The sequence below is a fragment of the Janthinobacterium sp. HH102 genome (assembly GCF_001758625.2).
GTDB lineage: Bacteria > Pseudomonadota > Gammaproteobacteria > Burkholderiales > Burkholderiaceae_D > Janthinobacterium.
In genome coordinates, this window is sequence record NZ_CP062062.1 from 3,874,016 (window position 1) to 3,895,692 (window position 21,677).

Sequence of the window (21,677 nt, forward strand, 5' to 3'; positions counted from 1 at the left end):
CTGGCGACAGTACCCGCATGCTATACTTTCCGGCGATGCTAAGACTCTTCAAAACATGGCTGATCCTGCTGCTGATCGCGGCGCTGCCGCTGCAGGCGGCCGCTGCGGGCGCCATGCGGGCGTGCGCGCCGCTTGCGGCATCGCCTGCCGCCGCGATGGCAGCGGCTTGCCAGCATTACGCCGCGCAGTCATCCGCCATCACGGACAGCGCCGGCACGCCGGAAGAAAACAAGACCCCTGCCAAGCATGCCGCGTGCGGCGCCTGTTCCCTCTTTTGCCTGGGCGCACTGATGCCGCCCGGCCTCGCCCTGCCCGCCGCCGCCGGCACGGGTGCGCAACGCGTCGCCGCTGCAACGGATACCTTGCTGCCGGGATTCATTCCCGACGGCCCGCGCCGGCCCCCGCGGCCGCTTTCCGCTTAAATTCCAAGCTCGTCCCAAGCAGGCCACTGCGGTGGCCACGATAGCCCTATTCCGTCTGAAAGCGACACATGATCAAACATTACATACTGCGCGGCGCCTTCGCCGCCATGCTGGGCTTGCCCACGTTCGCCATGGCGGCCCTGCCCGTCATTGAAGTCTACAAGAGCGCCTCGTGCGGCTGCTGTTCCGAATGGATCAAGCACCTGGAAGCGAACGGTTTCACGGTGCGCGCGAAAAACGTCGAGATGCCGGCGCAATACCGCAAGCTGGCCGGCATTCCCGACGCGCTCGGCTCCTGCCACACGGGCCTCGTCAACGGCTACGCCATCGAAGGCCATGTGCCGGCCAGCGACATCAAGCAGCTGCTGCGCGAAAAACCCAAGGCGAAGGGCCTGGCCGTGCCGGCAATGCCGATGGGCTCGCCAGGCATGGAAGGGCCGCGCAAGGATGCATACGACGTCTTGCTGGTCAAGAGCAATGGCAGCACCAGTGTTTACAAGCACTACCAGTAAGATGCAGGGCCAGTAAGATGCAGGGAAAATGAAAAACGCCGCCGGAATCGCTTCCGGCGGCGTTTTTTTGTCAGGCAGTAAAGAACTTACTGCCTGTCAGGACTGCATCAGATGGTGTCGAGCACGGCATTCAGGCTGGCGCTAGGACGCATGACCGCTTCCGTCTTCGCGGGATCCGGCAGGTAGTAACCGCCGATATCCGTTTCCTTGCCTTGCACTGCTTTCAGCTCGGCAACGATCTTTTCTTCGTTGTCCGCCAGGGCTTTTGCCACTGGCGCAAAGTGCGCCGCCAGTTCCGCATCATCCTTCTGCGCTGCCAGGGCTTGCGCCCAGTACATGGCAAGGTAGAAATGGCTGCCGCGGTTGTCCAGCTCGCCGGTGCGTGGCGATGGCGACTTGTTGTTGTCCAGCAATTTGCCGGTGGCTTCGTCCAGGGTTTTCGCGAGGATCTTGGCCTTCGCATTGCCCGTCTTGATGCCCATGTCTTCCAGCGACACGGCCAGCGCCAGGAACTCGCCCAGCGAATCCCAGCGCAGATGGTTTTCTTCCACCAGCTGCTTGACGTGTTTCGGTGCCGAACCGCCGGCGCCCGTTTCGTACATGCCGCCACCGGCCATCAATGGCACGATCGACAGCATCTTGGCGGACGTGCCCAGTTCCAGGATCGGGAACAGATCGGTCAGGTAGTCGCGCAGGATGTTGCCGGTTACGGAAATGGTGTCCAGGCCGCGGAAGGCGCGTTCCAGCGTGTAGCGCATGGCGCGCGTCTGCGACATGATCTGGATGTCCAGGCCCTTGGTGTCGTGCTCCTTCAGGTAAACCTGTACCTTCTTGATGACTTCGTTCTCGTGCGGACGATAGGAATCGAGCCAGAACACGGCAGGCATGCCCGAGTTGCGCGCGCGCGTGACGGCCAGCTTGACCCAGTCGCGGATCGGCGCGTCCTTGACCTGGCACATGCGCCAGATATCGCCCTCTTCCACCGTTTGCGTCAGCAGCACTTCGCCCGTTTCCAGGTCGGTGATGTTGGCGGTGCCGCCTTCAGGCACTTCAAAGGTCTTGTCGTGCGAACCGTATTCTTCCGCTTGCTGCGCCATCAGGCCCACGTTCGGCACGGTGCCCATGGTCTTCGGATCGAAGTTGCCATGCCATTTGCAGAAGCCGATCATTTCCTGGTAAATGCGTGCGAAAGTCGATTCCGGCATGACTGCCTTGACGTCTTTCGGACGGCCGTCGGCACCCCACATCTTGCCGCCGATACGGATCATGGCCGGCATCGACGCGTCGACGATGATGTCGTTCGGCGAATGGAAGTTGGTGATGCCCTTGGCCGAATCGACCATGGCCAGTTCCGGACGATGCGCGTGGCAGGCGTGCAGGTCCTTGAGGATTTCATCCTTTTGCGACGCTGGCAACGTGTCGATCTTGTCGTACAGGTTGCTCATGCCATTGTTGACATTCACGCCCAGCTTGTCGAACAGTTCGGCGTGCTTGGCGAACGCGTCCTTGTAGAAGATGCGCACGCAGTGGCCGAAGACGATCGGGTGCGAGACCTTCATCATGGTGGCCTTGACGTGCAGCGAGAACATCACGCCCGTCTTGAAGGCGTCGTCGATTTCCTTCTCGTAGAACTCCAGCAGCGCTTTCTTGCTCATGAACATGCTGTCGATGATCTCGCCCGCTTGCAGGGAAACCTTCGGTTTCAGCACGATGGTCTTGCCCGAGGCCGTGACCAGTTCCATCTTGACATCGCGCGCTTTTTCCAGGGTCAGCGATTTTTCGCCGTGGTAGAAGTCGCCATGGTGCATGTGCGAGACGTGGGTTTGCGACGACTGGCTCCACTCGCCCATCGAGTGCGGGTGCTTGCGCGCATACTCTTTGACGGCTTTCGGTGCGCGGCGGTCGGAATTGCCTTCACGCAGCACCGGATTGACCGAGCTGCCGATGCATTTGCCGTAGCGGGCCTTCAAGGCTTTTTCTTCTTCGGTCTTCGCATCTTCCGGATAGTCGGGCAGCTTGTAGCCACGGCCTTGCAGTTCGCGCACGCAAGCGATCAACTGACCTTGCGAGGCGCTGATGTTCGGCAGCTTGATGATGTTGGTGTCCGGATTCTGGGTCAATTTGCCCAGTTCAGCCAGGGTATTCGGGACTTTTTGCGCGTCCGTCAGGAATTCGGGAAATTCAGCCAGTACACGTGCCGCCACCGAAATATCGCTGGACACCACGTCCACGCCAGCCGGCGCGGTGAATTTTTTGATAATCGGCAGCAGGGAATACGTCGCGAGCAGCGGCGCCTCGTCAGTCAGCGTGTAGATGATTTTGGATTTTTGTGTTGCCATGTTCATTCCCTTGTATGCGGTGATGCCTGGTGGTTAACTTTCTTCATTCCAAACACAGGACGGTTAGCCTTGCTTTGGACGGCTAGTGTGCCGGCGGTGACGCCGTGCTTGCCCACCGCGTATTTTAGACTGTCCTGCCGCTGTTTGTGTATCCGATGGCGACGAATCTTATATAAGACAGCAAATATCCGGAACTACCGGGCCAGAATGGCCATTTTCCGCATTGAAATGGATGCGGGGCGGCGGCACGGCATGTATGCCGCCCCGAAAAAACATTCCATATTGACAATATCCAAGTGGAAGCGACGTCACGGCCCCTCGTTCTTGACGATGCCACGCACATTCGTCAGCGCCAGGCAAACGTTCAGCACGATCAAGGCCCAGGCTTCGTCTTGCCAACCCCAGCACACCCACAGCACGTTGCTGAACAGGAAAACCCAGAACCCGGCAAGGCGCCGCGCGGCCATGCGCGAGCCCACCAGCCAGGCCGCCAGCAGCGAAGCGGCCATGGCGGGCCATTGCAACAGTTCGATAATGTCCGACATGGCGCCTCCTGTGCATCGTTCAGTTGGCAATATTGTCTGTTGTTTTATCAGCGCACGCCTGCCCATCCCGCCCCACTTCCCCGTAAATCCTCAGTCGGCTTGATGTCGATTAAGCCAGCTTATTAAAACAGCCATACGATGAGCGTGCTTGCTTCTTTTATTCATCCATTGTTTGTCTTTTCTCAACTGAAAGGTATTTCAAATGAAACCTGCTATGCGGAAAATCAAGTCAATACGGCAACAATTGGGACAGGGCATGACGGAATACATCGTCATCGTGGCCCTGATCGCCGTCGCCGCCATCGGCGTATATCAATTGTTCGGCGCCACCATACGCAACCAGACGGCCGGTATCGCCATGGAGGTGTCGGGCAAGAACGGCACAGCCGCCATCGCCAAGGCCGGCGGGGCCGCCACCAAGGCCGAGACCGCCGCCAAGGACACGGCGAAGAACAGCCTGTCCACGTACGGCGACCAGGCCACCACCGGCAAGCAGGACTAGGCTGCCGCCGCCAGCGAGCCCCCGAGCCAATGAGCGCCTCATCCACATCATCATGACACCGCTACAGGCAGTCCGCCTGCCCCCCTTCGCGCAACGCCGCCAGCAAGGCCAGGCGCTCATCTATGGCATCGTCGTTCTCATGGGCGGCCTGGCCGCCCTGCTCTTCGTTTTCAATACGGGCCAGCTCACGGCGGAAAAAACCAAGCTCGTCAATACGGCCGACGCCGTCGCCTACAGCGCCGCTGTCATGCAGGCGCGCGCCCTCAATTTCGACGCCTACACCAACCGCGCGCTGATGGCCAACGAGGTCATGATCGCGCAAGCCGTCAGCATCGCCGCGTGGTCCGCCCATGTCGTCAAACATACGGAAAACGTCACGCCCCTCAACTGCCGCAGCTATTACTCCGTGCCGGCGGCGCTGCTGCTGATCGATTACATCCCCGTCTGCTACCTGCTCAGCTTGCCTACCGCCAGGAATACCGCGCAAGCCGTCGACCAGGTGGCGCAGCAAGCAGCGCAGGCCAGCGTGCTGGCGTCCGAAGCGGCCAAGGCCGTCCTGCAGGGGGCGCAGGCGAACATGGCGGCCACCATCCTGCCTGCCCGTAAAACGCTGATGCAGCAGGTGGCCGACGCCAACTATGCGGGCGACGGCAGCGTACATGTCGACAGCATGCCCATCACCGATACGTTCACGCAGTTCGAAGGAAGCAGCTTCATCCGCGCGTATGCGGGCGCCGAACGGGGCCGCTTCAAGCAGGCGGCGCTCGCTGCCGCCCAGCGCGATGCCTTCGTCCGGCAGCGCTCCTGGACCTCGGCCAATCACCTGCCTTGCCTGTTGGGCAACAAGGCGGAGTTCCGCCGGCGCGGCGGGACGGAGCTCGTCGACTTCGACGAGTGGAAAGCCATGGACACGGCGTCGCTGCACCACTGGTCCTGGCATACGCACGGCCTGTTTCGCCTGCCCACCTGCGACGACGATGAAATGCCGCTCGGCTACGGCACGCAGGCGGCGGCCCACGGCACGCCCGACGACAGCGGCGCCGCTTACGGCCAGTCGCGCCCTGGCAATCCCCGCGCCAGCGCCCTGGCCAGCAGCAGCGACTGGCATTACAGCGGTTTGTCCACCTTTTACGACATCGCCGTGCCGGCCCTGGCCTACGCGTCGACGGACCCGCAGCCGCGCCTGACCTTCGCCATCCGCCTGACGCGGGCGAAAGGCCAGCTCAGGACATCCGATGGCAGCTCCGGCATCAAGCCGGGCGGCCGCCTGGCCCTCATCGACGGCAAGCCGGCCCACGCCGTGCTGGCGGCAGTGTCCTCCGCACAAGTGTATTTCGAACGGCCAAGCGGGCGCGACGATGGCATGACGGAGTTGGCCAGCCTGTTCAACCCGTATTGGCAAGTGCGCCTCGTGCCGACCTCGGCGGCCGATCTGGCGGCCGCCACAGCAATGGGAGGCGCGCGATGAAGCCGTTTGGCCTGTCCCTGTTGCTCCTGCTTTGCATCCTGCTGCCGGCCAGGGCCAGCACGCAGGCCGAAGATGCCGTGCGTCAAATGCCCATGGTCCACGAAGCGCTGGCGGCGCGCGACGCCACCGTCAAGGTGCACCTGGTCAGCGCGCGCGGCTACCTGAACGGCAAGCCCGGCGACACGGCCGGCCTGGCCCGCCTGCACGCGGAAGTACAGGCTTGCGTCCAGCGCAACAGCGAACGGGGCATCGCCTCGAAGCCGCCACACGCCTGGCCCGAACATGTCATCAGCATGCGTCTGGACACCTATGCTGCCGTCAACCGCAGCATCGTGTACGCCGCCGGCCTGTCTTATGCCATCGATCCCCGCGATTGCAGTCTGATGGAAGCGCGCACCAGCAAGGCCAGCCTGTCATCGAGCCTGGGGACCTGCGAAGTCGATTTGCTGGCAAAGACGGCGCACGGTCATTGCGATGCCACGGGGCAGGCGCGCGCCGCGCCGCCGCGCCGCCAGCCGCCGATGACGGCGGCGCAAAAGGCCGACATCGTGCGCCTGGCGGCCGGCAGCCCGGCCATGGCCGCATTCGCTGCCGCCATGCAAGCGCACCCGCAGGCGGGCATGGGCGAACGCAAGGTCATCCTCGGCCTGGAATGCGAGGTCCGGCCCAATCCGCTCGACCCGGAGGGCAAGAACTGCGTGTCGCGCGGCGGCTCCTTTTCCTCGCTGGACGCCATCGGCGAAGCAGGCATGTCCGGCATGACCTTGGAAATGAGCTCGCCCAACGGCATCGAGCTGCGCGCCACGCAGGCCAGGCTCGACACCCTGGTGCCGAACGCCGTTTTCGCGCCCTACCTCGAGGGCGGCTTTCGCATCACGCGCCCGGAGAACCGGCCATGAAACGGCACAGCTTTCGCCCCAGGCACGACCGCGGCCAGGCGCTGACGGAGTTTCTCGTGCTCGCCGCCGCCCTGTTGCCGCTGTACCTGCTGCTGCCCCTGATCGCCAAATACCAGGACATCGCCACGCAGGCCGGCATGGCCAGCCGCTACGTCACCTTCGAGGCGATCACGCACAACGATGCGCAGAGTGCCTGGAAGCCGCCGGCAGCCTTGGCCGGCGAAGTGCGCCGGCGCTTTTTCAGCAATGCGGACGCCCCCATCAAGACGGGCGATACGGCCGGTAATTTTCTCGCGCACCAGAACCTGTTCTGGCGCGGGCCTGCCGGCATCGCCCTGATCGCGGACTTCGACAGCGACGTGGCCGTCAGTTTTGGCCCCGGCAACGCGGCCAGCCATGCCGGCGCTTTCACGCCCGCCAGCGACGGCGCACCTTTCAACGGCTTGCCGGGCGCCTCCGCAGGCCTGCACACCGCCGACGAACTGGGCTTGCCAAGCCGCGGCATTTACCGGGGCAACGTCAGCGTGCGCCTGGCTAAGTTGCCGGCAGGCATCGTCGCCTATCAGCCGTTTGACAGCCTCGACCTGGCCATCCACCGCCATACGAGCGTCGCCATCGATGGCTGGGCAGCCGGGGGACCAGCCCAGGTGCAGTCCCGTCTCGACAGCAAGCTGCTGGTTCCCGCCACGGCGCTGCGCGATGCGGCGGGCGTGGTCAATGCCAGCGTGACCCTGGTGGAAATGGGGCACATCCAAGGTCCGAAGCTGGGGCAGCTCGACTTCTGGCGCGATGTCGTGCCGCCCGACCGACTCAGGTAGGCATTGCGCCATCCACCTTATCCGCATCAGGGGAGATTGCAGAAATGATAGCAAAACAATATCTTCGGCGTCTATCAGGCGCGGCACTGGCGCTGTTGCTGCCCTGCAGTGCCGCTGTGTCGGCGCCGACAGCCTGGCCCGTGATCGCTGTTCCCGCCGGCATTGAAACATTTGCCACGGGTGGCGAGATGCGCGTCAATGGCCTGCCGCTGCACGTGCGCGGCGTGCTGTCCGCCAGGACGCCGGCCCAGGTGGCGGCGCTGTTCCGCGCCAGCCTGGGACAACCGCTGGCGGAACACACGCGGGACGGCACGCTGGTGCTGGGACGGGCGCTGGGCGAATTTTACGCCACGGTGCAGCTGCAGCCAGCGGGAAGCGGTACGCGCGGCCTGCTTGCCGTCAGCCACCTGGGCGCCGCGCCGGGGCCGCACGATAGCGCCACGGACAGGCTGCTGTCGCGCTTTCCTGCCGGCTCGCGCTTGCTGACGCAAACGCGTTCGGTGGATGGCCCGCGCCGCGCCGAGTTGCTCACTGTCAGCAACGCCATGGGCGTCGAGAGCAATGTCCGTCACTTGCGGCGCGCCCTCGAAGCGCAAGGCTACACGCTCGAGCATGCGGACTCGGCTGCCAGTGCGCCCGGCGGCGCCACCTCGCTGTTTTTCAGGACCTCCGCCAGTGAAGCGCTCGCGGTGATTTACCGCGACAGCCAGGGCCACACGGCCATCGCCCTGAACACCATCACGCGCCTGGAGTCCGCCAGATGAGGCCGCGCTTCCGCCTCCGCCCGCAAGAGGGCCAATCCAGCGTCGAGTACGCCATCGTCTGCGCCGCGCTGGCCATCGCCCTGGGCGTGGGCATGAGCGGCGAGACCAGCGTGCTCAGGCAACTGCTGGCCGCCTTCAAGTCCGTGTACCAGGACTTCAGCTACGCCATTTCCCTGCCCGGCTGAGCATCATGAAAATTCCCTTTCCCCCGTTTTCGAAGATCAACAAGACCTGGGTGGTACTGGGCGCCGCACTCGCCATCGGCCTGCTCGCCGCCGTCGCCACGCGCAGCTTCCTCAGCTCCCGGGTGGCCGAAATCGAGGCGCGCAATGTGCATCAGACGCTGAGCGTGGTCGTCGCCAAGACGGATCTGGCGCAAAACACGATCTTGTCGAACGACAACGCGGCCGTGCGCAAGATTCCCGTCGAATATGCCCACTCGGGCGCCGTGCAGCCGGGCGATTTCGAGCGTATCGCCGGCAACGCCATCGCGTTTCCCGTCAAGGCGGGTGAAATGATCATGTGGAGCCAGATGGCGGGCAAGCGCGTGCCCACCTTTTCCGCGCGCCTGGCGGCGGGGCGGCGCGCCATCACGGTGGTGGTCGATGAAATCAATTCGATCTCCGGCATGCTGGAACCAGGCGACCTGATCGACCTGATGCTGACCATCGACCAGAACGGCAGGAAGGTCGTGCTACCGCTGTTGCAAAGCATGCAAGTCATGGCCACGGGCCAGCGCTCGGTGGATGACGCGAAAAACGGCGAGGCCGCGCAATTTGCCACCGTCACCCTCGACACCACGCCCGCGCAAGCGCGTAACCTCATCATCGCGCGCGAAAGCGGCAAGCTGACGGCCTTGCTGCGCAATCCGGCGGACAAGGCCGCGCCCGGCCAGCAAGACTATGACCTGTCGTTGCTGTTCGACACCCGGCCGGATAGCCTTCCCCTGCCGCAGCGGCGCGGCATCCCCGTGCTGTATGGCGGCAGCGGCATGCCGGCGCCGCCCGACGCCCTGCGCCTGCAAGGGCATCGCAGCGGTACCGATCCGCCAGTGGCGATGCCGCCGGCGCCATTGGCCGCCCCACCGCCCATTCCGCTCATCAACGCTGCCGCCGCGCCGCCCTGAGGCGTACCGGCGACAGCCTGCCTTGCGCCAGCGCGCAAGCCACCGCACGCCCTTTGTATGGACACAGTCCCATGAAACGCTACTTCCTCACCCTGCTGTCAGCCCTTTGCGTAACGCTCGTGCTGGGCGCAAGCCTGGCGGCACCGGCCTGCGCCCGCGCCCAAACGGCGTCCCAGGGCGTGATCGAAGGCAAGGCGCCGCTCGCAGCCAGGGCCGGCAGCATGCCAAAGACCGCCAATACCAGCAGCGCGGCAGCGCGCTACCAGCCCATCGCCAAACAGGACGATGCCGAAGCGGAGCCCGAACTGGAGCTGTACCTGGGCGAATCACGCGTCTTCCCCACGCCGGGCGTGGCGCGCATTGCCGTAGGCAATGGCCAGGTCATCACCGCCAACGCGCTCGACGACAGGGATGTCATCATTTTCGCCAACGGCGCCGGCAACTCCTCGTTGTTCGTCTGGCACCAGGATGGCCGCTACCAGCGCGTAAAAGTCACGGTGCTGCCGCTCGACATGCGCAGCTATGCGCGCGATATCGCCAGCTTTTTGTCGGCCATCCCGAAAGCGAAGGCCAGCGTGGTGGGCGACAAGGTCGTCGTCGAAGGCGATGAATTGTCCGACGCGGACCGCGACAAGGTGGCGGAACTGGCCAGGCGCTATCCGCAAATCGTCAATTTCACCAGCCCCATCGGCTGGGAGCAGATGGTCATGATGGACGTCAAGGTGGTCGAGTTCCCCCGCACGGAACTGCGCGAGCTGGGCCTGAAATGGAGCGCCACGGGCGGCGCGGCCATCGGCGGCATCTGGGCGCCGTCCAGCCGCGGCGATGCGGGCCGCTATGCGATCAATGTGCGCACGGGCGAGGCCAATGCGCCGCCGATCACCGTGCCGAATGGCGGCAACGGCGGTTTCGTGCCCCTGCCCTCGAACCTCACCATCCTCAGCGCCATCAACCTGGGGCTGAACGCGCAGTTACTTGCACTACAACAAAATGGCACTGCCAGCATCCTTGCCGAGCCCCAATTGTCGACGCGCAGCGGCTACAAGGCCAGCTTCCTGGCCGGCGGCGAGATTCCGTATTCCGTCGCCTCCGTCAACGGCGTGACGGTACAGTTCAAGCCCTACGGCATCAAGCTCGACATCGAACCCAAGGTGGGCAGCAATGGCGTCATCCGCGCCGTCATCGAGTCGGAAGTGAGTTCCATCGACGCCTCGCTGTCCACCAGCAGCGGCCCGGCCTTGCTGACGCGGCGCACGCGTACGGAGTTCAATGTGCGGCAGGGCGAAACCATCGTCCTTGCCGGACTGCTGCAACGCAATAGCAGCAGCGACGTCGACAAAGTGCCCCTGCTGGGCGACATCCCCATCCTGGGCACTCTGTTCCGCTCGAAGCGCTACCAGAACAAGGAAACGGAGCTGGTGGTATTCGTCACGCCCAGCATCGTCGACAGCCGCAGCGCCGGCCTGGCGGACCGGGTGCGCAGCGCCACGCAACGGCTGGAGCAGCAGCTGGGCCAGCCGCCCCACCTCAGCGACGCCTTGCAGCCCGGCGCGGATGCGGCCCGCTTCAACCAGGCGCCGCCGTCCGTGCCGGCGCAATGAAGGCCATCATGTTCCAGGTCGACATCCTCCACCCCGACGGCAGCGCCAGGCAAATGAGCGTGCCCGACGATTGCATGGTCGGCAGCAAGACCAGCAACGACATCTGGCTCGACAGCTGGCGCATCGGCAAGGAACACGCGCGCCTGCTCAGGACGCCTTCCGGCGTGTTGCTGGAAGACATGGGCTCTTATGCGGGCACCAGCGTCAACGGCGTGCGCATCCGCAGCCAGCATGGCCCGCTGGCGCCGGGCGACGTGATCGCCATCGGCCCCTACAAGCTGCAGGTGCAGGAACTGGCCGGCACGGCACGGCCCGTGCAGGCGGCCGCTTTCCACTCGCGCTCGAGCAGCGCCGCCACGCGCAACCAGCGCGCCACGGCGGAAATCCACGCCTCGCGCCTGGCGGCGGAAAAAATGCAGCAGCACATGCAGCGGCAAGCGGGCGACGGCGCCGCGCCGGAAGAGGACTTTGCCATCATCCTGGCGCCGCAGGCACGCCAGCAGCTGGAATTCGAATGGCGTCAGCGCCTGCACGCGATCTTGCTCGAAACCATGGATTTGCGCCGCCACGACGTATCGAAAATGAGCGATGAGCAATTGCGCGCGGAAGCGCGGCGCTACATTCACGACATCATGCGGGCGCAGCGGGCCGAGATCCCCGAGGAACTCGACTATGAACTGCTGGCCAGGCAAGTGCTCGACGAAGCCGTGGGCCTGGGGCCGCTGGAGGAATTGCTCGACGATGCAGGCGTCACGGAAATCATGGTCAACCAGTTCGACCGGATTTATATCGAGCGCGACGGCAAGCTGGAAAGGCATCCGCTGACGTTTACCAGCGAACGGGCCGTGCTGGGCGTCATCGAGCGCATCGTCGCGCCGCTGGGCAGGCGCATCGATGAATCCTCGCCCATGGTCGACGCGCGCCTGAAGGATGGCTCGCGCGTCAACGCCATCATCGCGCCGCTGGCCCTGAAAGGCCCGGCATTGACGATCCGCAAGTTCGCCAGATACAAGATGACGGCGGACAATCTCGTGCAACTGGGCGCCCTCAGCGCCGACATGGCCGCTTTCCTGCAAGTGTGCGTGGCGGCGCGCAAGAATATCGTCGTCTCGGGCGGCACCGGTTCCGGCAAGACGACCTTGCTCAACATCCTGTCCAACTTCATTCCCGCGGGCGAGCGCATCATCACGGTGGAAGACGCGGCCGAGCTGCAACTGCACCATGAACACTGGGTCAGCCTGGAGGCGCGCCCCGCCAATGTCGAGGGCAAGGGCGCCGTTTCCATCCGCGAACTGGTGCGCAACACCCTGCGCATGCGCCCCGACCGCATCGTCGTCGGCGAATGCCGGGGCGGCGAGGCGCTCGACATGCTGCAGGCGATGAACACGGGCCACGACGGTTCGCTCACCACCCTGCACGCCAACAGCCCGCGCGACGCCCTGGCGCGCCTGGAAACCATGGTCTTGATGGCCGGTATGGAATTGCCCCTGTCCGCCATCCGCGACCAGGTCGCCTCCGCCATCCACCTGATCGTGCAGCAGACGCGCTTTGCCTGCGGCACGCGCCTGGTCAGCAGCATCACGGAAATCACGGGCATGGAAAGCGGCAAGTTCCAGATGCAGGAACTGTTCCGTTTCGTCCACCTCGGCTACGGCGGCGCGGGCGAAGGCGAAGGCGAAGGCGCTATCGTACGCGGCTATTTCAGCGGCTGCGACCTGCTGCCGGGCTTTTACGAAGCATTGCGCAGCCAGGGCCAGCCGCTCGACACGACGATCTTCCGCCAGCGGGAGGCGACATGAACAGCGCCATGAACGCCGCCCACATGCTGCTGTTCATCACCGCCATCGCCGCCCTGGCGGCGGCCATCCTCGCCTGGCTGGTGATCGACATCGGCATCGCCACCATGCTGCGCTACCGCGCCCACTTCACGGAACGCACGCGTTTCCAGGTGCGCGAATTCTTCCTGTTCGTCGATCCCGCGCGCATCTTCCTGGCCCACGCGGCCACCATGACCCTGGGCGCCATCATCGCCGGGCTGGCCAGCGGCAGCATGCTGGTGGCCGCCCTGGCCTTCCTCGGCCTGGCGCTGCTGCCGCGCGCCGTGTATGCCTGGCTGCGCCGGCGGCGCCTGCGCAAGTTCGAAGAGCAGTTGCCGGACGCGCTGATGATGCTGGCCGGTGCCCTGCGCGCGGGCCTGAGCCTGAACCTGGCGATGTCGCAGCTGGTCATCGAGGCGCAGGCGCCGCTGGGCCAGGAATTTACCCTGCTGCTGCGCGAGCAGCGCCTGGGCGTGACCCTGGAGCAAAGCTTGAACGGCTTGGTGCGGCGCATTCCCACCCAGACCACGATCCTCGTGGTGTCGGCCATGCGCATCGCCACGGAAACGGGCGGCGGGCTGGCGGAAATGCTCGAACGCACGGCCAGCACGGTGCGCAACCGATTGCACATCGAAGGCAAGATCCGCGCGCTGACGTCGCAGGGCAAGTTGCAGGCGTGGATAGTCGGCCTCTTGCCCGTCACCCTGATGCTCGTGCTCGACCACATGGAGCCGCAGGCGATGGACCAGCTGTGGCACACGCGCATGGGCTGGGGGGCGCTGGCCGTCATCGCCACCCTTGAAGTGCTGGGCATCCACGTCATCCGGCGCATCGTCGCCATCGATGTCTAGGCGCCGCCATGTCTCCCACCCGCATCGAACTTACCATCACTGCCCTGGCCATGCTGTCCGGCCTGGCCATGGCGCTGCTGGCGACTTTGCTGGCCAGGACGGTGGCCGCCATTCCGGCCGAGGACCGCAGCTACAAGGATGCGCCGCCCCTCGCCTTCCGCCTGCTGTGGTGGCCCATCCACTGGGGCGGCCATGCGCTGCGCCCTTTCATTGCCAGGGCGCCCACGGCCTCGCTGCCCGTGCGCTTGCGCAAGGCGGGCCTGGACTACAGTCTCAGCCCCTCGCAATTCGTCGCGGCGCGGCTGCTGTGCGCGCTGATCGTCGCCGCCTTTTCGTGCTGGGTGCTCGATTCGCTGGGCCAGGGCAGCCGCAGCGGCGTCGGCGCCGCCCGCTACTGGCAGGCAGGGCTTGCCGGCGCCGGATCCGGCTGGTGCTACCCGGGTATCTGGCTGCGCGACCGCATGGCGCTGCGCAGGAGCGCGCTGAACAAGTCCCTGCCCTTTTACCTCGACCTCATCACCCTGTGCGTGGAAGCGGGACTCAATCTGCAGGGCGCGCTGCAACAGGCGGCGCTGAAAGGGCCGAAAGGCGCGCTGTGCGACGAAATCAAGCGCGTGCTGCGCGATGTGCGTAGCGGCAAGGCGCGTGCCGACGCGCTGCGCGCCATGAGCGAACGGGTGCAGGAACCGGCCGTGACCAATTTCGTCACGGCGCTGATCCAGGCTGAACGCATGGGCATGAACCTGGGACCCGTGCTGCGGGCACAAGCGGATCAGCGGCGCTCCGAGCGCTTTCTGCGCGCCGAAAAACTGGCCATGGAAGCGCCCGTCAAGCTGCTGTTTCCCCTCATCGCCTTCATCTTTCCCTGCACCTTCATCGTCCTGTTCTTTCCCATCGTCGTGCAATTCATGCAGTCGGGCCTATAAGGAGCCGCCATGCCCACGCGCCATTCCAGCATCCTGCACACGGCCAGCGGTGCGCACGCGCTGGAACTGCGCCTGGCGGACAGCTTTCTCACGCGCCTGCGCGGCCTGATGCTGGCCGCGCCGCTGCATGGCGCGCAAGGTTTGCTGATCACGCGCTGCGCCAGCGTGCATGCGGCCTGCATGCGCTACCCCATCGACGTGGTCTACCTGGACCGCCACGGCGTCGTCACCGGCTGCGCCGCCGGCCTGCGCCCGTGGCGCGCCAGCTTCGGCGGCCTCGGCTGGCGTGCGCCGCGCACGGCGCACACGCTGGAACTGGCCGCCGGCGCCATCGCGGCCCTGCACATCCGCCCCGGCGACCGCCTGCAGCATCCACGGCTGGAAGCTGCGCCCGCAACGGTGGCCGGCACGCGGGACAAGACCCAGCGCGGCTCGGCGATGATCGAATTCACCGTGGTCGGCCCCATCATCACCCTGCTCGGGCTGTCGATCCTGCAATACGGCATGTTGTTTTTTGCCAGGACACAAATCAACTACGCGGCCTTCATGGCCGCGCGCGAGGGGGCCGTCGCCCATGCCAGCGTCAGCAGCGCCTACGCGGCGTACACGCGCGCCCTTGTTCCCCTGTACGGCGGCGGCCAGACGCCAGCCCAGCTGGCCGCTTCGCTGGCCAAAGCGAACGCAGACCTCGGCGCCAACGGCACCGGTAACGCCAGCATCGAGTTGCTCAACCCGACCCGGCAAAGTTTTGATGACTGGAACGACGTGCACAGGCAAATCGCGCTGCATACGGGCAACCGCCGCGTCATCCCGTACAGCGGCCAGAGCCTGAAGGAGCAGAAAGTGGGCGCCACTTCCGGCCAAACCATCCAGGACGCCAACCTCATCAAGCTGCGCATCACGCATGGCTACCTGCCAAAAGTTCCCCTGGTCAAGAACCTGTATGCCACCTACCTGAAATGGCTGGACCCGCACACGGACGCCTTTCATACCAAACTGCTGGCCAGCGGCCGCATACCCGTGGTCACGCACGTCACCGTACACATGCAGTCCGACGCCATCGAGGGCAACAGCCCCGTTTCCATGCCGGGGCCGGGCAACGGCGGAGCGCCCGTCAACCCCGGCAACCCGCCCGTCACAGACCTGCCGCCGCCCGCGTGCGACAACCTCAGTTGCACCGACCCGCCCGTGACGCCGCCCCCTTGCAACCCGTTCACGGACCCGCGGCATTGCGTGCCGGAACCGTGCTCCATCGTCTGCTGCGACCCGAGCTGAGGTAAACCATGTTGCCATCTCTATATATTCATCGTCTGCGTCCCCGCAGTATCAGCCTGCCGGCCTGGTTCTTGTTATCCTGCATGCTATCTTTTACCTTGCCCGCGCGCGCCTGCGGCCCCGAACCGGGCGGCCCCCCATCCCCCTGCAGCGGCGCCGTCGCCGGCGTGGGCGGCAGCGGCAGTCCCGATGCGGGCGCGGGCAATCCCATCAACGTCATCACCGGCAATAAATACCAGCGCGAGGAAGACTTGCCCGCCCTGCCCGGCGTGCTGGGAGTGGAAATCGTACGTCACTACAACAGCGCCTACAGCAAGCCAGGCAGCCCCAACGGTCCCATGGGACGCGAATGGAAACTGTCGTATGAAACCGAATTGATCGACAAATTCGGCCGCATCCAGATACTGCAGGCCGACGGCGCCCGCGTCATCTTCGACCGCGATCGACGGCATCCGGACCTGTGCAGCACGGCGCTGCCGGCCCACGGCCGCCTGACGCTGGCGCCCCAGGCCAACGGCGCCAGCGACTACACCTGGACCCTGCCCGACGGGCGCCGCCTGCATTTCAATACCTTGGGCAAGCTCGACAGCATCACGGCCGCCACGGGCGAAATGCTCAGGCTGCTGTATGACGACAACCATCTGCTGGTGCAAGTGACCGACCCGCAAGGCCGCAGCCTGCACCTGCGCTACCTGGCGCACACCTCGGCAGGCGCCAGGGCCGGCACGCAATTTCGCGGCGTGCAACACATCGACAGCCCCGTGGGACGCTTTTCCTACGACTACGGCGGCGCGCCGCCACCGGGAGCACTGTCCTTCGAGCGGCGCATCCTGCTGGCCAACCTGCTGCGCGTGCACTTGCCGGCGGGCGACAAGGCGCAGCCCGCTGTCAGCCGCCGCTACCACCACGAAGACCCGCGCCTGCCCTGGCTGCTGACGGGCATCAGCATCGAAACCGGCAGCGCCGGCGGCCCGCCCGTGGCCACGCGCTACGCCACCTTCGGCTACGACAGCAACGGCCGCGCCAACCTCAGCACGCATGCCGGCAATGTCGGCAAGGTCACGCTCGATACCAGCGAGGGGGGAAAAACCGTGCTCACCAACAGCCTGGGCCAGCACACCGTCTACCGCCACGCCATCGTCGGGGGGCAGCAGCGCCTGCTGGAAGTACGCGGCGCCGGCTGCGCCAGCTGCGGCGAAAGCAATGTGCGCTACGCCTACGACAAGCTGGGGCAACTGCTGGAAACGACCCGCCTGGACGACAAGGGCGAGCCCGTCAGTGCCAACTGGCGCGAACTGGATCCGCTGGGCCGCACCGTCCGCGCCGGCAGCGTGACATACCAGCACGGCAAGCGGGGCATCGCGCAATGGCGGCTACGCCTGGAATACGCGGGCGACGATCCCGCGCCCACGCTGATCGCCCGCCCCAGCGTCGTGCCGGGCAAGGAGCGGCAAACGCGCATCGATTACAACGCCATGGGCCAGATCCTGCGCGTGACGCAGACGGGATGGGTGCCAGGCCACGACGGCCAGCAGGCAACGGCCGCCATCGCGCGCACCACCAGTTACCAGTACGCCATCATCGCCGGCCGCAGCCTGCAGACCCGTATCGACGGCCCCCTGCCCAACGGCAAGACGGGCACGCCGTCGGACTCCGACGTCACCGTGTTTGAATATGGCCAGCCGGCGGACAAGAGCGACGCGGGCAAGCTGGCGCGGTATGACGAACATGGAACAAACGACGTCCCCCTGACCGCCATCATCGCGCCTGGCAATCTCAAGCGCGCGTTCACCTATGACGGCGCCGGCCGCATCGCCACCATCTCCGATGCGCTCGGTCAGATCACGCAGTACGCCTACACGCCGCGCGGCCAGTTAATGCGCCAGACGCGCGACGGCGCGACGTATGCGGCGCGTTACGACGGCCTGGGTAATCCGCTCGAAATCGCATACAGCGACCAGGCAGGCCAGCAGTCGCTTGCCCGCCTGGGGTACGACGCCGCCGGCCGCCGCATCTGGAACGCCTCACACCTGGGCATCGTGACGCGCCATCGCTACGACACGGAAAACCGCCTGCTCGACACCACCACGCAATCGAGTACCATCAAGCAAACCCTTGGCTACCGCTACGACCCGTTGGGCCATCTGCTGGCCATGACCGATGCGAATGGCGCGCGCTCGACGATCAGGTGGAACGCACGCGGCCTGCCTGATACGGTGGCCGATGCGCTGGGGCGCGTCACGCGTTTGCGCCATGACGCCATGGGCAATATCGTCGGCGTGACGCAGTGGGCGAACACGCCGGAGGCATTGGGACAAAACACGGAAACCCGCTTCGAACGCGATATCGACGGCCAGCCCACGGCCGTGACAGCGCCAAACGGCGCCACTACCCGCTATCTGCGCGATGATTTCGGCCAGGTCATCGCCACCATCAGCCCCGACAGCGGCATGACACGCCGGCAATTCGACGCCGCCGGCAGGCTGATAGCGGGCACCGACGCCATGGGTAACCAGGCCAGCTACGCCTACGATGGCGCCGGGCGCATCGTGCGCCAGGTCATCACCGATGTCGGCGCTCCGGCCGGCCAGCGCCAGACCGTCACCACCTGGCGCTACGCGGGCGCACACTTGGTCGCCATCGATCACCCGCAACAATCCGAGCGCTACAGCCACGACGCGCATGGGCGCCTGTCCGTCAAGACCGTCATCATCACGCTCCACGGCGGCAGGCAGGCCAGCTATCACACCCGTTACCGCTACGACAGCCTAGGGCAGCTGAGCGGCATCAGCTTGCCGGACGGCAGCCTGCTCGAATACCGGCGCAACGGCCAGCAGCAAGTAGTCGCGCTTGAGCGCCAACTCGTCCACAGTCCCTGGCTGCGCTGGCTGCTGCCAGGGACAAGCATCGTCAAGGACCTGGAGCGCGACGTGATGGGACTCAAGCGCTACACCTATGGCAACGGCATCGAGGCCCTTTACCAGCGCAGCAAGGAAGGGGCGCTGGCGCGCATCGTCTACCGCAACGCGCGGGGGGACCAATCCGGGCAGCAAGCCGTCTTGGCGTTGCAAGCCGTGCTGGGCATCGGCCAGGCCGTGGCCGCGCCGGAATCCGCGCTGCCAGCCGAAAATGCGCAGCACGCCGCCCAGGCTGGCGCGTTGGGCCTGCCACCCGATCCGGCCGCCCTGCTCGATCACCGCTACCTGTGGGACGTGCAGGGCAACTTGCTGTATACGAGGGACAGGGACGCCGCCAGCAACTACGCCTACGATGCCCACGACCGCCTGATTGCGGCGGCAACGGCCTCCCTGGCCCCGTCAACGGCGGCAAGCTTCGACCGCTACCACTACGACAGCGGCGGCAACCGCTTTATCAGCCAGGAAGAGATCGCCAGCCAGGATGAACTGCGGCGCAACACCGTCCGCGCCAGCGATACGAAAGACGCCCGCTACGACGCGGCCGGCCAGCCGCAGCGCATCGGCCAGCGCCGCTATGCATGGGATGCGCTGGGCCGGCTGCTGGCAGTGCATCAGGGCCTGGACCTGCTGGCGCGCTACCGCTACAACCATCGCGGGCTGCGCATGGCCAAGGAAGTGCGCGGGATGCGTACTTATTATCTGTACGACGACGACAGAAAGCTGCTGGCGGAAGTCGATGCCGACGGCAAGGTCAGCCGGCAATACATCTATCTTGCCGGCCAGCCGCTGGCGCTGATCGACACGGCGGCCGACGCCGCCGCCGAATTACGGGAACAGCGTGGGCCGCTGGCGCAAGCCATGGCCGACATCTCGGCCATCTGGCAAGCCTGGTTCAGTCACGGCGAGAGCATCGCCTTCCTGCACAACAACCATCTGGGGGCGCCCGAGCTGGCTACAGACGCCCATGGCAAGCCCGTGTGGCAAGCCGCATATGCGCCATTTGGCAAGTTAAGAAAAACAAACACCCAGTACGCCTTCCAGCTCAAGCTGCGCCTGCCGGGCCAGTATGCCGACCAGGAAACGGGCTTGTACTACAACGACCAGCGCTATTACGACCCGGCCCAGGGCCGTTACCTGACGCCCGACCCGCTGGGCCTGCGCGCCGGCGCCAACAGCTATGCCTATGTCGCGGGCAATCCGCTCAAGTATGTCGATCCGAACGGGCTGATCCTGTTTGCGTTTGATGGCACGGGCAATAGCGAACATCCGAAGCCGGACAGTTCGATTTCCAATGTGCTGAAGTTCTACGAGGTCTATGACCAGATCAAAAATGGAAAGGCTTTTTATATCACCGGCATCGGCACCACCAACCCGGATATGCCCTACGCCGGCAGCGCCATTACGGGCGAAGGCTTCGACCAGCGCGTGAGCCTGGGGCTTACCTTTCTCAACGACTACATCAAAGAAAGCGCGAACACTGGTCTCCTGGATATTGACGTGGTGGGTTTTAGCCGAGGTGCAGCAGAGGCACGCTTTTTTCTCAATGTCGTTGCCGACAACCTCAAGAAAAATGACGGCGCCTATGTGACTGATGGGAAAAGCCGCTGCCTGAACCTGCGCTTTGAAGGTCTGTGGGATACCGTGCCGCATCTCGGCATACTGCATGAAGGTGAAAAGCAATACTTCTTTTCAGTACCGGCCGCCGTCAAATACGCGGTGCATGCAGTCGCGCTGAACGAGCACCGCGGTGGGCCGCCTGACTTCGATCTGCGCTCCATCATGGACAGACCCGGCCAGACCAGTTCGGCGAACCGCCTCGAAAAGGCGTTCATTGGTAGCCATTCCGACATCGGCGGCGGCTTCGGCACCGGCGACCTGTCCGATGTGGCGCTGATGTGGATGGTTGAACAGGCGAAGGGACAGGGAATCGCCATAAGCGAAAAAAAACTAGAAAAAAATGGATGGGACATTATCACTAATCCCATCTTGCATGACCGGAGCGGCAACAGGTTCAACAGCGACGACATTACCGTCACCAGATACGTCGGCTATGAAAACGGCAAGGAAGTATCGCAGACGGACGCGGTCTTCGATGGCAAGCGAACCTCGGACACCAACGATTTCATCAATTTTTTTCCCGATGCTTACAAGTGCGGCACGATGGCCAATCCCGATATCGGGCTGGTGGACATGAACAAATACAAGCTCTGGCTGGCCAGTTATGGCTTAAGCATCACCACCGGCCCCATCGTCAACGCTTCCTGCAAGGCACCATCATGAAAACATATCTGCTCCAGGCAGTTTGCTTCCTGGCGGCCATCGCCCTCTGCACTGCCTGTGCCGCGCCACACTCGCAGCAAGGCCCCGGCATGATCGTGACCTTCAGCAACGGCATCAAAGGAAAAGAGGTCGACGTGCTGCGTGCGCGAACGGCGAACGGCGTATTTTTTCCGACCCCTGGCTCCCTGGGACCCGACAAGAATCCCATGACTGGCGGCAAGACCATGGGTGCCGCGCCGGATGGCCGCGAACTGCCGCATTGGGTGGAGTTCGAATGGCAGGTATGGCCCTATCCCTACCCGGACAGGCCTTCTGATCCTGTAGCGCGGCAAGTCTGGAGTGACGGCGTGCATGCCATGTCCCGCTCGCTGCCCATCCAGACGGCCCGCGTCGCCGTCCAGTCACGCGTGCCGCAAGACGTCATCGACGAAGTACTGGCGTCGAACAGGCAAAGAGCGCCGCGGGCGCTGCCGGACAAGATGCTGTGGGTGTATTTCATCTGGTACGAGACGGGCATCAAACTCCGCTGGAAACTGAAAAGCAGCTGCTGTGGCTTGTTGCGCGAAGGCGGCGACGAGCTTGCGCCATGACCAAAACCCCAGGCAACCAGCACC

Annotated in this window: 18 protein-coding genes; 16 read left to right on the forward strand and 2 right to left on the reverse strand. The window is 64.8% G+C overall.

Annotated elements, in window-relative coordinates; all coding sequences use genetic code 11:
* The first annotated feature begins 35 nt into the window (after positions 1–35).
* Positions 36–422, forward strand: coding sequence for a hypothetical protein (locus JAB4_RS17650; RefSeq protein WP_070308538.1), 387 nt, complete (start codon positions 36–38; stop codon positions 420–422).
* A gap of 68 nt (positions 423–490) precedes the next feature.
* The gene (locus tag JAB4_RS17655; protein WP_070218523.1) at positions 491–934 is read left to right on the forward strand and encodes a DUF411 domain-containing protein; all 444 of its coding nucleotides are present in this window, start codon (positions 491–493) and stop codon (positions 932–934) included.
* 107 nt (positions 935–1,041) lie between these two features.
* On the opposite strand, the gene JAB4_RS17660 is transcribed toward JAB4_RS17655, so the two are convergent.
* Together JAB4_RS17660 and JAB4_RS17665 are read right to left on the reverse strand one after the other, a co-directional pair.
* The gene (locus tag JAB4_RS17660) at positions 1,042–3,273 is read right to left on the reverse strand and encodes an NADP-dependent isocitrate dehydrogenase (protein ID WP_070218577.1); all 2,232 of its coding nucleotides are present in this window, start codon (positions 3,271–3,273) and stop codon (positions 1,042–1,044) included.
* A gap of 308 nt (positions 3,274–3,581) precedes the next feature.
* Entirely contained in the window at positions 3,582–3,818 is a 237-nt protein-coding gene (locus JAB4_RS17665) for a hypothetical protein (protein WP_070218524.1), read from the reverse strand.
* A 214-nt stretch (positions 3,819–4,032) separates the two neighbouring features.
* Here JAB4_RS17665 and JAB4_RS17670 point away from each other — a divergent pair, with 214 nt between their 5' ends.
* The 14 genes from JAB4_RS17670 (at position 4,033) to JAB4_RS17735 (ending at position 21,653) form a co-directional block, all read left to right on the forward strand.
* A complete protein-coding gene (locus JAB4_RS17670) occupies positions 4,033–4,320 on the forward strand; it encodes a hypothetical protein (protein ID WP_071650141.1) in 288 nt (95 codons plus the stop codon).
* Between the two features lie 52 nt (positions 4,321–4,372).
* The gene (locus tag JAB4_RS17675; RefSeq protein WP_070218526.1) at positions 4,373–5,788 is read left to right on the forward strand and encodes a pilus assembly protein TadG-related protein; all 1,416 of its coding nucleotides are present in this window, start codon (positions 4,373–4,375) and stop codon (positions 5,786–5,788) included.
* The gene (locus JAB4_RS17680) at positions 5,785–6,687 is read left to right on the forward strand and encodes a hypothetical protein (RefSeq protein WP_070218527.1); all 903 of its coding nucleotides are present in this window, start codon (positions 5,785–5,787) and stop codon (positions 6,685–6,687) included. The genes JAB4_RS17675 and JAB4_RS17680 overlap by 4 nt, the downstream gene beginning before the upstream one ends.
* Positions 6,684–7,505 (forward strand): hypothetical protein, encoded by an 822-nt coding sequence (locus tag JAB4_RS17685; protein ID WP_070218528.1) that lies wholly within the window; start codon positions 6,684–6,686, stop codon positions 7,503–7,505. The genes JAB4_RS17680 and JAB4_RS17685 overlap by 4 nt, the downstream gene beginning before the upstream one ends.
* A gap of 116 nt (positions 7,506–7,621) precedes the next feature.
* Positions 7,622–8,269, forward strand: a complete 648-nt coding sequence (locus JAB4_RS17690; protein WP_139143839.1) for a hypothetical protein — start codon at positions 7,622–7,624, stop codon at positions 8,267–8,269.
* A complete protein-coding gene (locus tag JAB4_RS17695; RefSeq protein ID WP_070218530.1) occupies positions 8,266–8,454 on the forward strand; it encodes a hypothetical protein in 189 nt (62 codons plus the stop codon). Before JAB4_RS17690 ends, JAB4_RS17695 begins: the two co-directional genes overlap by 4 nt.
* Positions 8,455–8,459: 5 nt before the next feature.
* Positions 8,460–9,395: a Flp pilus assembly protein CpaB gene (gene cpaB, locus JAB4_RS17700; RefSeq protein ID WP_070218531.1), complete on the forward strand. Its 936-nt coding sequence runs from the start codon at positions 8,460–8,462 to the stop codon at positions 9,393–9,395.
* 71 nt (positions 9,396–9,466) lie between these two features.
* A complete protein-coding gene (locus JAB4_RS17705; protein ID WP_070218532.1) occupies positions 9,467–10,996 on the forward strand; it encodes a pilus assembly protein N-terminal domain-containing protein in 1,530 nt (509 codons plus the stop codon).
* Between the two features lie 8 nt (positions 10,997–11,004).
* The gene (locus JAB4_RS17710) at positions 11,005–12,795 is read left to right on the forward strand and encodes an ATPase, T2SS/T4P/T4SS family (protein WP_070218578.1); all 1,791 of its coding nucleotides are present in this window, start codon (positions 11,005–11,007) and stop codon (positions 12,793–12,795) included.
* Positions 12,792–13,664: a type II secretion system F family protein gene (locus tag JAB4_RS17715; RefSeq protein WP_070218533.1), complete on the forward strand. Its 873-nt coding sequence runs from the start codon at positions 12,792–12,794 to the stop codon at positions 13,662–13,664. The genes JAB4_RS17710 and JAB4_RS17715 overlap by 4 nt, the downstream gene beginning before the upstream one ends.
* 8 nt (positions 13,665–13,672) lie before the next feature.
* Positions 13,673–14,590 carry a type II secretion system F family protein gene (locus JAB4_RS17720; RefSeq protein WP_070218534.1) on the forward strand — a complete coding sequence of 306 codons (918 nt, stop codon included), beginning with the start codon at positions 13,673–13,675 and terminating at the stop codon, positions 14,588–14,590.
* Positions 14,591–14,599: 9 nt separating this feature from the next.
* Positions 14,600–15,865, forward strand: coding sequence for a DUF192 domain-containing protein (locus JAB4_RS17725; RefSeq protein WP_070218535.1), 1,266 nt, complete (start codon positions 14,600–14,602; stop codon positions 15,863–15,865).
* 83 nt (positions 15,866–15,948) lie between these two features.
* A complete protein-coding gene (locus tag JAB4_RS17730; protein WP_139143840.1) occupies positions 15,949–21,063 on the forward strand; it encodes a DUF2235 domain-containing protein in 5,115 nt (1,704 codons plus the stop codon).
* Complete coding sequence (locus JAB4_RS17735) at positions 21,060–21,653, forward strand: hypothetical protein (RefSeq protein ID WP_070218537.1); 594 nt, start codon at positions 21,060–21,062, stop codon at positions 21,651–21,653. The genes JAB4_RS17730 and JAB4_RS17735 overlap by 4 nt, the downstream gene beginning before the upstream one ends.
* Positions 21,654–21,677: the final 24 nt, after the last annotated feature.

Bases quoted from the DNA above. Each gene is read 5' to 3' on its own strand.
- JAB4_RS17650 (WP_070308538.1), top strand. From the start codon at position 36: ATGCTAAGACTCTTCAAAACATGGCTGATCCTGCTGCTGATCGCGGCG.
- JAB4_RS17655 (WP_070218523.1), top strand. From the start codon at position 491: ATGATCAAACATTACATACTGCGCGGCGCCTTCGCCGCCATGCTGGGC.
- JAB4_RS17660 (WP_070218577.1), bottom strand. From the start codon at position 3,273: ATGGCAACACAAAAATCCAAAATCATCTACACGCTGACTGACGAGGCG.
- JAB4_RS17665 (WP_070218524.1), bottom strand. From the start codon at position 3,818: ATGTCGGACATTATCGAACTGTTGCAATGGCCCGCCATGGCCGCTTCG.
- JAB4_RS17670 (WP_071650141.1), top strand. From the start codon at position 4,033: ATGCGGAAAATCAAGTCAATACGGCAACAATTGGGACAGGGCATGACG.
- JAB4_RS17675 (WP_070218526.1), top strand. From the start codon at position 4,373: ATGACACCGCTACAGGCAGTCCGCCTGCCCCCCTTCGCGCAACGCCGC.
- JAB4_RS17680 (WP_070218527.1), top strand. From the start codon at position 5,785: ATGAAGCCGTTTGGCCTGTCCCTGTTGCTCCTGCTTTGCATCCTGCTG.
- JAB4_RS17685 (WP_070218528.1), top strand. From the start codon at position 6,684: ATGAAACGGCACAGCTTTCGCCCCAGGCACGACCGCGGCCAGGCGCTG.
- JAB4_RS17695 (WP_070218530.1), top strand. From the start codon at position 8,266: ATGAGGCCGCGCTTCCGCCTCCGCCCGCAAGAGGGCCAATCCAGCGTC.
- cpaB (WP_070218531.1), top strand. From the start codon at position 8,460: ATGAAAATTCCCTTTCCCCCGTTTTCGAAGATCAACAAGACCTGGGTG.
- JAB4_RS17705 (WP_070218532.1), top strand. From the start codon at position 9,467: ATGAAACGCTACTTCCTCACCCTGCTGTCAGCCCTTTGCGTAACGCTC.
- JAB4_RS17710 (WP_070218578.1), top strand. From the start codon at position 11,005: ATGTTCCAGGTCGACATCCTCCACCCCGACGGCAGCGCCAGGCAAATG.
- JAB4_RS17715 (WP_070218533.1), top strand. From the start codon at position 12,792: ATGAACAGCGCCATGAACGCCGCCCACATGCTGCTGTTCATCACCGCC.
- JAB4_RS17720 (WP_070218534.1), top strand. From the start codon at position 13,673: ATGTCTCCCACCCGCATCGAACTTACCATCACTGCCCTGGCCATGCTG.
- JAB4_RS17725 (WP_070218535.1), top strand. From the start codon at position 14,600: ATGCCCACGCGCCATTCCAGCATCCTGCACACGGCCAGCGGTGCGCAC.
- JAB4_RS17730 (WP_139143840.1), top strand. From the start codon at position 15,949: ATGCTATCTTTTACCTTGCCCGCGCGCGCCTGCGGCCCCGAACCGGGC.
- JAB4_RS17735 (WP_070218537.1), top strand. From the start codon at position 21,060: ATGAAAACATATCTGCTCCAGGCAGTTTGCTTCCTGGCGGCCATCGCC.